The organism is Bradyrhizobium zhengyangense (assembly GCF_022012435.1).
GTDB classification, from domain to species: domain Bacteria; phylum Pseudomonadota; class Alphaproteobacteria; order Rhizobiales; family Xanthobacteraceae; genus Bradyrhizobium; species Bradyrhizobium zhengyangense.
Genome location: NZ_JAKLUA010000001.1, coordinates 242,525 through 254,976 on the forward strand (window position 1 = coordinate 242,525; position 12,452 = coordinate 254,976).

The following is a 12,452-nucleotide window of genomic DNA, read 5'->3' on the forward strand; positions in this document are numbered from 1 at the left end:
ATGGTTCCCGCTCGGGAACAGAAAAACAAAAGGCCGGCGCGAGGCCGGCCTTTTATTCTCGAACGATTCCAGGTGGATCAGTACTTCGCGATGACAGGGCCGCCCCAACGATAATTGACCCGGACGAGACCCATGTCGACATTCTGGCCGATTCGGTCGGTCTGGAATGCAGTGCCACCGGGCGCATTGAGCGTCAGAGTTCTGCTCCCCAGGAAGATGTGGTCGTACTCGAAGCCCACCGACCAGTTCGGCGCAAAGCCGAACTCGACGCCGGCGCCGACCGTGCCGCCCCAGCGGTTGTCGCTGGTCGAGGCGAGCAGGGTGCCGGCTCCGGCGAGTCCGGGCGCGGTGTAGATATTGAACTTGTCGGCGATCACGGCACCGCCGCCCTTCACGTAAAACAGCACGTTGTTCCAGGCGTAGCCGACTTGGCCCGTGATCAAGCCGAAGGCGTCGATCTTCGAGCGGTTGCGCTGGGTCAGGATGAGCGTGCTGACATTGTCACCGGCGAAGTCGGCCCAGTTGCCCTGACCTTCGAGGCCGAACACCCAGTTGGCGGACTGCCAGCGGTAGCCGACCTGGCCACCGACCGTGCCGCCGGTCGCATTGTGGCAACCCTCGCCAAGCAGCGCGCCGGTGGTCGGCGCGACGAAGTCCCAGCACTTGTGGCTCGATCCGCCACCGCCGTTGATGCCGATGTAGAAGCCGCTCCAGTCATAGATGGTGGCGATCATTGGCGCCGGCGCCTTGGTGTAGGGACGCGCCGCAAGATCGGCTGCACTCGCCGGTGCAGACAGGCCCAAAGCAACAATACCGATTGTACTGAACAGAATTTTCTTCATTGCGGTCTCCCCAGTGTCGTCCGCTCCAGTTGTCCCCTGAAGCGGTCAATCAGGCGCGACGCCCATTCGAACCAATTCCGACTCAACGGTAGTCCAATCGGGCGGCAGAGTCCGTCTCTGGAATGCAACAGTCGTCAGGCAATTGATCTGGCCTAACCTAATGAATGTTAAGCGCTTTCTTGCCTTTCCGGTTCCAATTCATGGCGCCGTGCATAGCGGCATTTGATATCGTTTGCACGCTTGGGTCGCGCCAATTTCACCGGGAACAAATCTGGAACACATGTTCGATCGGTGCTATATGTGGGGATAACCGAGGGCGTGCCGGGCCGATCGGCCCCTGTAAGCGTATAGGGTCGACCCAACAGGCGGCAGCGCGGGCGCGCCTTTTCGAAATTCAGTGGCATTTGGAGTGGAGAGCGGCGATGGCGGGAAGCGTCAACAAGGTCATTTTGGTCGGGAATCTCGGCAAGGATCCGGAAATCCGCCGCACCCAGGACGGGCGGCCGATCGCGAATCTGAGCATCGCGACCTCCGAGACCTGGCGCGACAAGAACAGCGGCGAGCGCAAGGAAAAGACCGAGTGGCACCGCGTCGTGATCTTCAATGAAGGGCTCTGCAAGGTCGCCGAGCAGTATCTGAAGAAGGGCGCCAAGGTTTACATCGAGGGCGCGCTCCAGACCCGCAAATGGACCGACCAGAGTGGCGTCGAGAAGTACTCGACCGAGGTCGTGCTCCAAGGCTTCAATTCGACCCTGACCATGCTCGACGGCCGCGGCGGTGGCGGAGGAGGCGGCAGCTTCGGTGATGAGCCGGGCGGCGATTTCGGCTCGTCCGGTCCGGTCAGCAGCGCACCGCGCCGCCCCGTGGCTGCTGGCGGCGGTGGCCGCAACAACGACATGGACGACGATATCCCGTTCTAAGGCCAAGCGGGCTTCGGCTCGGCTCGCGTAAAGCGACAGAACTTCTTGCCAATTGGCGGGCTCAGCTTGGCTTTTCCTGGCTGGCCTCATGTATTGCCTCAAGCCTTTGACGGGGCGTGATGTGAATGATATTAACTTCATGTTAATCTTGTTCACATGGTCGGCTCCCCGGTCGAAGAACGTGCCACATGAGCCTCGCGCCGCTGCTTGATGCTGCTCCGGCGATCCCGTTGCATGCCTTCGCAGCGATGGCGGCGTTCGTGCTTGGCCTCGTCCAGTTCGCGGCGCCCAAGGGCACGCTGCCGCACCGGACTATCGGCTGGATCTGGGTCGCGCTCATGGCCGTAGTGGCGGCCTCGTCGTTCTGGATCCATGAGATTCGCCTGGTCGGATCGTTCAGCCCGATCCATCTGCTGTCGATCTTCACACTGGTGATGCTGCCGCTTGCGGTTTGGCGGGCGCACACCCACCGCGTAACCGATCACCGGCGCATCATGATCCTGATGTTTGCTGGCGCGCTGGTGGTGGCAGGCCTGTTCACGCTGCTGCCTGGCCGCATCATGCACCACGTGGTTTTCGGGACTTGAGCGGCGGTTCCCGGCGGCTCGCTCAGGCCGCGCCCCGGGCGGTGACGGGTAGGGCGTAAGTCTCTGGAAAAACAGTCGGAAAAAGCGCTTTCCGGAAGCCCCCAAGGGTGGTTATCAGGGCGTCGATGCGCTATATGATTCCCAGATAAAATCTCACCGGATTCCCCTTTGGCTGACGACGACAACAAGCCCGGCGACCAGCCGGCGCAACCCTCGGACATTCGCCCCGTCTCCATTTTCGAGGAGATGAAGAAGTCCTATCTCGACTACGCCATGAGCGTGATCGTGGCGCGCGCGCTGCCCGATGCCCGCGACGGTCTGAAGCCGGTGCATCGCCGCATCCTCTACTCGATGAACGAGCAGGGGCACACGCCCGACAAGAAGTACGTCAAATCCGCCCGCGTGGTCGGCGACGTCATCGGTAAGTATCACCCGCACGGCGACCAGTCGATCTATGACGCGATGGTCCGCATGGCGCAGGACTTCTCGATGCGCGTGCCGCTAATCGACGGCCAGGGCAATTTCGGCTCGGTCGACGGCGATCCCCCCGCCGCCTATCGCTACACCGAAGCGCGCTTGACGAAGGCGGCGCTGGCTCTGCTGGCCGACATCGACAAAGACACCGTCGACTTCCAGCCGAACTACGACAACAACGAAACCGAACCGTCGGTTCTTCCGGCCAAGTTCCCGAACCTGCTCGTCAACGGCGCCGGCGGCATCGCGGTCGGCATGGCGACCAACATCCCGCCGCATAATCTCGGCGAGGTCATCGATGCCTGCGTCGCTTTGATCGACAATCCTGCGCTGACCATCGACGAACTCATCAATATCGTGCCGGGACCGGATTTTCCGACCGGCGGCGTCATCCTCGGACGTCAGGGCATCCGCTCCGCCTATCACCTCGGCCGCGGCTCGATCGTCATGCGCGGCAAGGTCGCGATCGAGAACATCCGCAAGGAGCGTGAGGCGATCATCATCAGCGAGATTCCCTACCAGGTGAACAAGGCGACGATGGTCGAGCGCATCGCCGAACTGGTGAAGGAAAAGAAGATCGAGGGCATCGGCGACCTGCGTGATGAATCCGACCGCGAAGGCTACCGCGTTGTCATCGAATTGAAGCGCGATGCCGTGCCGGATGTGGTGCTGAACCAGCTCTACAGATTCACGCCGCTGCAGACGAGCTTCGGCGTCAACATGGTGGCGCTGGATAGCGGCCGTCCGCGGATTATGCATCTGAAGGACCTGTTGGCGATCTTCGTCGACTTCCGTGAGCGGGTCGTCACGCGGCGGACCAAGTACCTGCTCGCCAAGGCGCGTGATCGCGCGCACATCCTGGTCGGTCTGGCGATTGCGGTCGCCAATATCGACGAGATGATCCGCGTCATTCGGACCTCGCCAGACCCGGCCACTGCGCGCGACACCCTGATGTCGCGCGACTGGCCGGCACGGGACGTCGAGGACATGCTGACGCTGATCGACGATCCACGCCACCGCATCAGCGAAGACGGCACGATCCGGCTGTCGTTGGAGCAGGCCAGGGCCATTCTCGACCTCCGCCTGCAGCGCCTCACGGCCCTCGGCCGTGACGAAATCCGCGACGAACTCGACACGCTCGCCGGCGAGATTGCCGATTATCTCGATATCCTGCGTTCGCGCGCCCGTGTCCTGGACATCGTCAAGACCGAGCTTGCCGAGGTGAAGGCGGAGTTCGCCACGCCGCGCAAGACTGTGATCATTGAGCAGGAAGGCGAGGTCGAGGACGAGGACTTGATCCAGCGCGAGGAGATGGTCGTCACCGTCTCGCACGCCGGCTACGTCAAGCGCGTGCCGCTGTCGGCCTATCGCGCCCAGCGCCGCGGCGGCAAGGGCCGCGCCGGCATGCAGACCCGCGACGAGGATTTCGTCAGCCGCCTGTTCGTGGCCTCCACGCACACGCCGGTGCTGTTCTTCTCGTCCCGAGGCCAGGTCTACAAGGAGAAGGTCTGGCGCTTGCCGATGGCCGCGCCGAACGCGCGCGGCAAGGCGATGATCAACATCCTGCCGCTGGAGCAGGGCGAGCGCATCACCACCATCATGCCGCTGCCCGAGGACGAATCGACCTGGGCCAACCTCGACGTGATGTTCGCCACAACGGGCGGCAACGTCCGCCGGAACAAGCTGTCCGACTTCGTCGACGTCCGCCGCTCCGGCATCATCGCCATGAAGCTCGACGACGGCGAGGCGATCGTCGACGTGCAGATCTGCACCGAGCATGACGACGTGCTGCTGACTGCGGCCGGCGGCCAGTGCATCCGCTTCCCGGTCCCTGACGTGCGCGTCTTCACCGGGCGCACCTCGATGGGCGTGCGCGGCATCGCGCTTGGCGAGGGCGACAAGGTGATCTCGCTGGCGATCCTGCGCCATGTCGAGACCACATCCGATGAGCGTTCAGCCTATTTGAAGATGCGCCGCGCGGTCGCCGGCGAAGCTGCGGCGGAAGAGCCGGCAGCGGATGCCGAGGCGGAGGAGACCTCCGGCAGCTTCCAGCTGGCGCAAGAGCGCTATGCCGAGATGTCGGCGGCCGAGCAGGTCGTCCTCACCGTCTCCGTCAACGGCTATGGCAAGCGGACTTCGTCGTACGAGTACCGCACCACCGGCCGCGGCGGCAAAGGCATCGTCGCCATGAGCGTCAACAACCGCAACGGCAACCTGGTGGCGTCCTTCCCCGTCGAGGATGCGGATCAAATCATGCTGGTCACCGACAAGGGCCAGCTGATCCGCTGCCCGGTCGAAGGCATCCGCATCGCGGGCCGCTCGACGCAAGGCGTGATCGTGTTCGACACCGCCGAGGACGAGCACGTCGTCTCGGTCGAGCACATCACGGAAGAGGCGGAGAGTGGGAATGGCGCGAATGGGGAGACGAGCGGGGATTGATGTGTCATCCCCGTAGCCCTGATGGCGCAAAGCGAAATCCGGGTTGCTTGCCATACGCTGAGAGACCCCGGATTGCGCTTCGCGCCATCCAGGCTACGCACTTGCCCTAGATCTCCAGCTCCGTCCCGAACTCCACGACCTGCTTGGTCGGCACGCCGAAAAACGCCGCTGACCGCTCGGCGTTGCGCTGGAGGAAGGCGAACAGGCCTTCGCGCCAGACCCACATGCCCGGAACGTCCTCGCGCGGGATGATGGTCTCGCGCCCGACATAGTAGGTGATGTCGGAGAGATCGATGCCGGGCAGCTTGCCCTGGCGGCAGACGAGCTTCAATCCGTCATAGATCGTCGGGTTCTGCATGAAGCCGTAATGCAGGATCACGCGGGTGATGCCGGGAATGATCTCGATGATTTCGGCGCGGTCCTCGTCGGCGATGTGCGGGGATTCTTCGATCAGCACCGTCACGAGGAGGATTCGCTCGTGCAGCACGCGGTTGTGTTTGACGAATTGCGTCAGTGCGAGCGGCACACCCTTCGGCGCCGAGGCTAGGTATACGGCTGTCCCGGGCAGCCTCGCCTTACACTGGTTGACGGCGGTTTCGATCAGGTCCTCCTCCGGCTGGCGCAGCCGGGCGCGGGCCGCCTCGACCAGCTTCACGCCGGCGCGCCAGGTCAGCATCAGGAAGGCGACGAGGCCGGCGAGCAGCAGCGGAAACCAGCCGCCCTCGAACAGCTTGATCGAGTTGGCGGAGAAGAAGATCACGTCGATCACGAAGAAGAAGCCGTTCACGGCCACCACGAGCCACGGCGAATAGCCCCACTGGATCGCGACCAGCGCCGCGAGCAGTGTGGTGATCGCCATCAGCAGCGACACCGCGATGCCATAGGCGCCGGCCAGCGCATCCGAGGTGCCGAAGCTCAGCACGGCGCCGAGGGTTGCCGCGGCGAGCAGCCAGTTCACCAGCGGCACGTAGATCTGGCCGATCGCATCGCTCGTCGTGTGACGGATCTGCATGCGCGGCAGGAAGCCGAGCTGGATCGATTGCTGGGTGAGCGAGAACACGCCGGAGATGATGGCCTGCGAGGCGATCACGGTCGCAACGGCCGAGAACGCCACGAGGCCGTAATGCAGGAAATCAGGGCAGAGCTGGAAGAACGGATTCTCGATCATCGATGGATCGGTGATCAGCAGCCCGGCCTGGCCGAAATAGTTCAGCACCAGTGCCGGCAGGCAGATCGTGAACCAGGCGAGTCGGATCGGCAGACGGCCGAAATGCCCCATGTCGGCATACATCGCCTCACCGCCGGTGACCGCGAGGAAGGCCGCGCCCAGGATCGCGAAGGAGACCTGGAAGTCCTGGTGGATCAGGAAGTCCACGGCGTAAAACGGGCTGAGCGCCGCGAGCACCGCCGGCGCCTTGAGGATGCCGTGGATGCCGAGCGCGGCCAGCACGATGAACCAGGCCAGCATGACCGGTCCGAAGATGCGACCGATGAAGCCGGTGCCTTGTTTTTGCATCACGAACAGGCCCACCAGGATGGCGATCGTCAGTGGCACCACGACCGGCGAAAGCGAGGGAGCGTCGACCTTGAGTCCTTCGATGGCCGATAGCACCGAGATGGCCGGCGTGATCGCGCCGTCGCCATAGAGCAGCGCCGCGCCGACCAGGCCGACGACCAGTAGGTGCGCGCGCCAAGTGCCGGGCTGGGCGTGACGGGCATGCAGCAGCGCCAGCAGCGCAACGATGCCGCCTTCGCCGCGGTTGTCCGCGCGCAGGATCAGCAGAGCATATTTCAGCGAGATGATCAGCAGCAGCGCCCACAGGATCAGCGAGGCAACGCCGAGGACAGCGTCTTGTGTCACGGTGCCGCCATGGGCGGCCGCCTTGGCGGCTTCCTTCAGCGCATAGAGGGGGCTGGTGCCGATATCGCCATAGACCACCCCGAGGGCGCCCATGGTCATTGCAAGCGGAAGCGGATTGGGATGATGGCCGGAAGCGACTGCGGGCGTACTGGACAAATGCAAACCCCTCAATGGGACCTCGCCCGTCGGGCCATTCCGAGGGGCGCGCGCGCCAAACACTCTGCGACGAGACGTCGCAAATTGCCATGGGGTTTCTATCGGGGCTTGTGCCGGCGTTTTATGACGCCAGCCTGACAATCCGCCTACGGGGTGCGGTCTGCCGTGACGAGGCGAGCAATGCGGACGTCAGCCTTGGTGCCGGCGCGGCGCAGGCAGGAGGCCTCGAAATTCGGCCACGCCTGCTGCGAGCAATCCCTGCCGATGGCCTTGATGTCGAGCCGGTCGCTCTTGGCCAGCGGTTGCGGCACGCTGGCTTCGACTGTCGGAGCGAAGCCGGGCAGGAGGGTGAGGGCTGCAGCAACACACGCAGCAAGAGCGATCGCTGAAAGAGCCTTGATCATTGACTGTCCCCTGTGATGCGGCCGCTACGCCCAGTATGCGGCCCGTCGTTCGTTGGCTGGATTGATAACCATGGCCAGTTTCCGGACGTCTTCACCGATGCTGGAAATGGTTTCGTGCGCGTGCCGTTGTGTGTCGTGGACGCCCCGAGGACGAAACAAACCGGGGCCTTCCGCCGCGCAATGGCGGAAAAATCGGCGAAAACGGGCAGGGAACCGGTCCGGCTTGCCGGGCAGGGCCGGGCGCGGTAGGACGTGGGCATGCCGCGTATTGCCTTTTACCCAGGTTCCTTCGACCCCATCACCAACGGCCATCTGGACGTGGTCCGGAGCAGCGTGCCGCTGTGCGACCGGCTGGTGGTCGCGGTCGGGATCCATCCCGGCAAGAAGCCGCTGTTTTCGACCGAAGAGCGGCTCAAGATGCTTCATGACGTCTGCGGGCCGGTAGCGGCCCAGGCCGGTTGCACGCTCGAGGCGGTGACCTACGACGATCTCGCTGTGGCTGCGGCGCGCAAATACGGCGCCACCGTCATGATTCGGGGCCTGCGCGACGGCACCGACCTCGACTACGAGATGCGGCTCGCGGGCATGAACGGCACCATGGCGCCCGAGGTGCAAACCGTCTTCCTGCCGGCCTCACCTCTGGTCCGCCCGATTACCGGCACATTGGTGCGTCAGATCGCCGGCATGGGCGGAGACGTCTCGGCCTTCGTACCGCCGCTCGTTGCATCTCAGCTCAAGGCAAAATTCGCCTGAAAACGGCGCGCTTTTTCATCTCACCTGATCCGGAGTTTCCATGATCCGTCGTCTCGCAATTCTTGCCACGATGTTCGTCGCGCTTGTTGGCGCGGTCCCGGCCGTGGCGCAGCAGCTGCCGGCCAATCTCGACAAGGCCAATGCGCTCGTCATCGACACCACCAAGGGCCGTATCATCATCAAGCTCAGGACCGACCTGGCGCCGCAGCACGCCGAACGCCTCAAGCAGCTCGCGCGCGAAGGCTTTTACAACAACGTTCCGTTCCACCGCGTCATGGATGGCTTCATGGCCCAGACCGGCGATGGCCAGAACGGCAACGGTACCGGTGGCTCGAAATATCCGAACCTGAAGCAGGAATTCTCCAAGGTCCACTTCTCCCGCGGCATCGTCGGCATGGCTCGGCGCGGCGACAGCGTCGATACCGCCAACTCGCAGTTCTTCATCATGTTCGCCGACGGCGGCAGCCTCGACGGTCAGTACACCGTGGTCGGCGAGGTCGTGCAGGGCATGGACGTCGTTGACAAGCTGAAGAAGGCACCGGCCGGTTCGCCGAGCGGCACTGTCACCGATCCCGACAAGATGGTGAAGGTGCAGGTCGCCTCCGACATCAAGTAGGAGGGCTCATGGCGCGCCGCGGCGACAGGCTCCTGCTCGCTGCCGCGGCGCTGCTGTTCGGCCTCACCAATGCGGCCGCACAGGACGCACCTGTCAACACCATCCAGGACGTCTTCCAGCACTTGCGGAGTTGCTGGAAGCCGCCGCCGCCGGCCAAGGCCCGCCCACTCGACATCACCGTCGTGGTGAGCTTTAACCGGTCCGGAAACATTCTGGGCCATCCGAGGATTACCTATGAATCCGCGGAGGCCTCCGACAATGACCGGCTGCAATACCGGATCGCGGTGATGGAGGCGTTGCAACGCTGCACGCCGGTGCCATTTACCGATGCAATGGCGGGCGCTGCCGCGGGACGTCCATTCGCGATCCAGTTCCGCAGCCGCAAAACGTCACCTGACAAGACTTCACCCTCAGCACAAGAGAGACGAGCATGAGCGTCACCGAAAACACTTTGATCCTCGAGACCACGCAGGGCCCCGTCACCATCGAGATGCGCCCGGACCTCGCGCCCGGCCATGTCGCCCGCATCAAGGAGCTGGTCCGCGAGGGCTTCTACGACGGCATCGTGTTCCATCGCGTGATCGAAGGCTTCATGGCGCAGACCGGCTGCCCGCATGGCACCGGCACCGGCGGCTCGGGCAAGAAGCTGAAGGCCGAGTTCAACAAGGAGCCGCATGTGCGCGGCACCACCTCGATGGCTCGCGCGGCGAGCCCCGATTCCGGCGACAGCCAGTTCTTCATCTGCTTCGACGATGCCCGCTTCCTCGACAACCAGTACACGGTGTGGGGCAAGGTCACCGAGGGTATGGAGAACGTCGACAAGATCAAGCGCGGCGAGCCGGTACAGAACCCGGACAAGATCGTCAAGGCGCGGATGGCGGCCGACAAGGAGTAAGCTCCTCATTCCAGGGGCGCGCATCGGCGCGCTCCTGGTGGCAAGTCACGAATGCGCACCGACCTCTTCGATTTCGACCTGCCGCCCGAGCGCATCGCGTTGCGCCCGGCTAGTCCGCGCGACTCCGCGAAAATGCTGGTCGTCGAGAACGGCGCGCTGCGCGACCAGACCATCGCGGATTTGCCGCACTGGCTGAAGCCGGGCGACCAGCTCGTCGTCAACGACACCAAGGTAATCGCGGCGCAGTTGAAGGGCCGGCGTATCGGCCGCGAGACCGAGCCGAAGATCGAGGCGACGCTGATCAAGCGCCTCGACGGGTCGCGCTGGCAGGCGCTGGTAAAGCCCGCGAAGAAGCTTGTCGCCGGCGACAGCATCCGCTTCGGCAATGAGGGCAAGGTCTGCCTGCTCGGCCATCTCGATGCCGAGGTCGAAGCCAAGGGTGCTGAAGGCGAGGTGACCCTATCATTCTCGTTCCATGGCCCGGCGCTGGATCAGGCGATCGCCGACCTCGGCAGCCCGCCGCTGCCGCCCTACATCGCCTCCAAGCGCACGCCTGACGATCAGGACATCGCGGACTACCAGACCATGTTCGCAGCCAACGAAGGCGCCGTCGCTGCGCCAACCGCGGGACTGCATTTCACGGCGGCGCTGGAGCAGGCGCTGCGCGACCGCGGCGTCGACATCGTCAGGGTGACGCTGCATGTGGGAGCAGGGACGTTCCTGCCGGTGAAGGTCGACGACACCGACGCTCACAAGATGCATGCCGAGTGGGGCACGATCTCCGCCGAGACAGCAGAGCGGCTCAACACCGCGCGAAAAAACGGTGGCCGCATCATCGCCGTCGGCACCACATCATTGCGATTGCTCGAGAGTGCCGCGAGTGAGGATGGCACCATCCAGCCATTCGCGGCCGAGACCTCGATCTTCATCACGCCCGGCTATCATTTCCGCGCCGTCGATATCCTGATGACGAATTTTCACCTGCCGAAGTCGACATTGTTCATGCTGGTGTCGGCCTTCGCCGGCCTGAACACGATGAAGCAGGCTTATGCGCATGCGATCGCGAGCGGGTACCGGTTTTATTCGTATGGCGATGCGTGCTTGCTGTTTAGGGCGCGGGCATGAGCAACAAGCGCCGCTTCATCACCGTCACCCTGAGGTGCTCGCGCCTCTTCAGCGAGCCTTGAAGGGCGACGGCCCCGCTGCTCCGTCTCGGCCGTTCATCCTTCGAGGCTCTCCCAGCGCTGCAAAGCAGCGCTGGGCTCGCGCCTCAGGATGACGGGTCGAGGGCGCGTTACGCCATCACCCGCTGCGGCAACAGCTCCGCGATTTGTACCGCGTTCAGCGCAGCGCCCTTCAGCAGCTGATCAGCCGCCACGAACATCGAGATCGAATGGCCGGAGGGGTCGCTGAGGTCCTTGCGGATGCGGCCGACCAGGACGTCGTCCTGGCCCGAGGCGTCGATCGGCATCGGGAAGTAGTTCTTGACGCGGTCGTCGACCACCTTCACGCCGGGCGCCTGCGCCATGAGGCTGCGGACCTCGTCCTCGGTGATCGGCTTTTCGCATTCGAAGGTGATAGCCTCGCAATGCGCGCGCAGCACCGGCACGCGGACGCAGGTGACGCCGATCGCGATCTTCTCGTCCTCGAAGATCTTCCGGGTTTCCTTGATGACCTTGGTCTCTTCGTCGTTGTAGCCGGTCTCGGAGTCGATGGCCGTGTTGTGATTGAAGAGATTGAACGCGTAGGGATGCGGCATCACCTTGGGCGTATAGACCTGCCCGTTGAGATTGGCGCGGGTGCTCTCGACGAGCTCGTCCATCGCGGCCGCGCCGGCGCCGGAGGCCGCCTGGTAGGTCGAGATGATCACGCGCTTGATGCGGTTCTTTTGGTGGATCGGCCAGAGCGGCACCAGCGCGGTGATCGCGGCACAGTTCGGGTTGGCAATGATGCCCTTGTGATCCCTGATGCGGCTGCCGTTGACCTCTGGAATCACCAGCGGAACGTTCGGGTCCATGCGGAAGGCGGAGGAATTGTCGACGACGACGGCGCCGGCCTTGACCGCAATGGGTGCGAACTTCTTGGAGATACCGCTGCCGGCGGAGAACAGCGCGATGTCGACGCCCTCGAAGGCGCGCTCGGTCAGTTCCTCGATGACGACATCCCTGCCGCGGAACGACACCGTCTTGCCGGCGGAGCGGGCGCTGGCGAGCGCCTTGAGCTTGCCGACGCGGAAGCCGCGCTTGTCCATGGTGGCGATGAATTCGGCGCCCACCGCACCGGTGACGCCGACAATCGCGACGACGGGATCGTTACTCACTGTGTCCTCCATTGAGATCGATTTAGACAACAAAAAAGCCCCGGACCATCATGGGCGGGGCTGCGGTAGAGCTGATGCGTTTTAGTCGACGACTATGCGCGCACGCGTCCCCAGGCCCCGAAGGCCGTGGTGGTTTTGGTCGTGCGTTTGGTGGTCGCGAACATGGCGGGACTTATGCGGGAGAG

General features: G+C 63.9%; 12 protein-coding genes. 8 read left to right on the forward strand and 4 right to left on the reverse strand.

The annotated features are described in order from the left end of the window. Positions 1 to 77: 77 nt before the first annotated feature. Positions 78 to 842: an outer membrane protein gene (locus L6637_RS01175; protein WP_237862235.1), complete on the reverse strand. Its 765-nt coding sequence runs from the start codon at positions 840 to 842 to the stop codon at positions 78 to 80. Between the two features lie 422 nt (positions 843 to 1,264). Here L6637_RS01175 and L6637_RS01180 point away from each other — a divergent pair, with 422 nt between their 5' ends. The 3 genes from L6637_RS01180 to gyrA all read left to right on the forward strand — a co-directional run bounded on the left by L6637_RS01180 (position 1,265) and on the right by gyrA (position 5,262). Further along, complete coding sequence (locus tag L6637_RS01180) at positions 1,265 to 1,762, forward strand: single-stranded DNA-binding protein (protein ID WP_092234768.1); 498 nt, start codon at positions 1,265 to 1,267, stop codon at positions 1,760 to 1,762. A 188-nt stretch (positions 1,763 to 1,950) separates the two neighbouring features. Further along, complete coding sequence (locus tag L6637_RS01185) at positions 1,951 to 2,349, forward strand: DUF2306 domain-containing protein (RefSeq protein WP_237862237.1); 399 nt, start codon at positions 1,951 to 1,953, stop codon at positions 2,347 to 2,349. Positions 2,350 to 2,517: 168 nt separating this feature from the next. Next, complete coding sequence (gyrA, locus tag L6637_RS01190; protein ID WP_237862239.1) at positions 2,518 to 5,262, forward strand: DNA gyrase subunit A; 2,745 nt, start codon at positions 2,518 to 2,520, stop codon at positions 5,260 to 5,262. Between the two features lie 106 nt (positions 5,263 to 5,368). Here the strand turns inward: gyrA and L6637_RS01195 are convergent, their stop codons facing one another. Beyond that, the gene (locus L6637_RS01195; protein WP_237862568.1) at positions 5,369 to 7,222 is read right to left on the reverse strand and encodes a potassium transporter Kup; all 1,854 of its coding nucleotides are present in this window, start codon (positions 7,220 to 7,222) and stop codon (positions 5,369 to 5,371) included. A gap of 203 nt (positions 7,223 to 7,425) precedes the next feature. Further along, positions 7,426 to 7,683, reverse strand: coding sequence for a hypothetical protein (locus L6637_RS01200; RefSeq protein ID WP_237862241.1), 258 nt, complete (start codon positions 7,681 to 7,683; stop codon positions 7,426 to 7,428). A 258-nt stretch (positions 7,684 to 7,941) separates the two neighbouring features. Here L6637_RS01200 and coaD point away from each other — a divergent pair, with 258 nt between their 5' ends. The 5 genes from coaD to queA are packed head-to-tail and all read left to right on the forward strand — an operon-like array spanning position 7,942 to position 11,072. After that, the gene (coaD, locus tag L6637_RS01205) at positions 7,942 to 8,436 is read left to right on the forward strand and encodes a pantetheine-phosphate adenylyltransferase (protein WP_237862243.1); all 495 of its coding nucleotides are present in this window, start codon (positions 7,942 to 7,944) and stop codon (positions 8,434 to 8,436) included. Positions 8,437 to 8,476: 40 nt separating this feature from the next. Further along, a complete protein-coding gene (locus tag L6637_RS01210) occupies positions 8,477 to 9,052 on the forward strand; it encodes a peptidylprolyl isomerase (protein ID WP_237868804.1) in 576 nt (191 codons plus the stop codon). Between the two features lie 8 nt (positions 9,053 to 9,060). Further along, on the forward strand, positions 9,061 to 9,486 hold the full coding sequence (locus L6637_RS01215) for a hypothetical protein (protein WP_237868805.1): 426 nt from the start codon (positions 9,061 to 9,063) through the stop codon (positions 9,484 to 9,486). After that, positions 9,483 to 9,947, forward strand: coding sequence for a peptidylprolyl isomerase (locus L6637_RS01220; protein WP_128951691.1), 465 nt, complete (start codon positions 9,483 to 9,485; stop codon positions 9,945 to 9,947). The genes L6637_RS01215 and L6637_RS01220 overlap by 4 nt, the downstream gene beginning before the upstream one ends. A 51-nt stretch (positions 9,948 to 9,998) precedes the next feature. Then, a complete protein-coding gene (gene queA / locus L6637_RS01225; RefSeq protein WP_237868806.1) occupies positions 9,999 to 11,072 on the forward strand; it encodes a tRNA preQ1(34) S-adenosylmethionine ribosyltransferase-isomerase QueA in 1,074 nt (357 codons plus the stop codon). 169 nt (positions 11,073 to 11,241) lie between these two features. Here the strand turns inward: queA and L6637_RS01230 are convergent, their stop codons facing one another. After that, positions 11,242 to 12,279 carry an aspartate-semialdehyde dehydrogenase gene (locus tag L6637_RS01230; RefSeq protein ID WP_237868807.1) on the reverse strand — a complete coding sequence of 346 codons (1,038 nt, stop codon included), beginning with the start codon at positions 12,277 to 12,279 and terminating at the stop codon, positions 11,242 to 11,244. Positions 12,280 to 12,452 lie beyond the last annotated feature (173 nt).

What these genes read in the sequence shown, in the direction of transcription:
- L6637_RS01175 (WP_237862235.1), bottom strand. Translation starts at nt 842, where the DNA reads ATGAAGAAAATTCTGTTCAGTACAATCGGTATTGTTGCTTTGGGCCTG.
- L6637_RS01180 (WP_092234768.1), top strand. Translation starts at nt 1,265, where the DNA reads ATGGCGGGAAGCGTCAACAAGGTCATTTTGGTCGGGAATCTCGGCAAG.
- L6637_RS01185 (WP_237862237.1), top strand. Translation starts at nt 1,951, where the DNA reads ATGAGCCTCGCGCCGCTGCTTGATGCTGCTCCGGCGATCCCGTTGCAT.
- L6637_RS01195 (WP_237862568.1), bottom strand. Translation starts at nt 7,222, where the DNA reads ATGACCATGGGCGCCCTCGGGGTGGTCTATGGCGATATCGGCACCAGC.
- L6637_RS01200 (WP_237862241.1), bottom strand. Translation starts at nt 7,683, where the DNA reads ATGATCAAGGCTCTTTCAGCGATCGCTCTTGCTGCGTGTGTTGCTGCA.
- coaD (WP_237862243.1), top strand. Translation starts at nt 7,942, where the DNA reads ATGCCGCGTATTGCCTTTTACCCAGGTTCCTTCGACCCCATCACCAAC.
- L6637_RS01210 (WP_237868804.1), top strand. Translation starts at nt 8,477, where the DNA reads ATGATCCGTCGTCTCGCAATTCTTGCCACGATGTTCGTCGCGCTTGTT.
- L6637_RS01215 (WP_237868805.1), top strand. Translation starts at nt 9,061, where the DNA reads ATGGCGCGCCGCGGCGACAGGCTCCTGCTCGCTGCCGCGGCGCTGCTG.
- L6637_RS01220 (WP_128951691.1), top strand. Translation starts at nt 9,483, where the DNA reads ATGAGCGTCACCGAAAACACTTTGATCCTCGAGACCACGCAGGGCCCC.
- queA (WP_237868806.1), top strand. Translation starts at nt 9,999, where the DNA reads ATGCGCACCGACCTCTTCGATTTCGACCTGCCGCCCGAGCGCATCGCG.
- L6637_RS01230 (WP_237868807.1), bottom strand. Translation starts at nt 12,279, where the DNA reads ATGGAGGACACAGTGAGTAACGATCCCGTCGTCGCGATTGTCGGCGTC.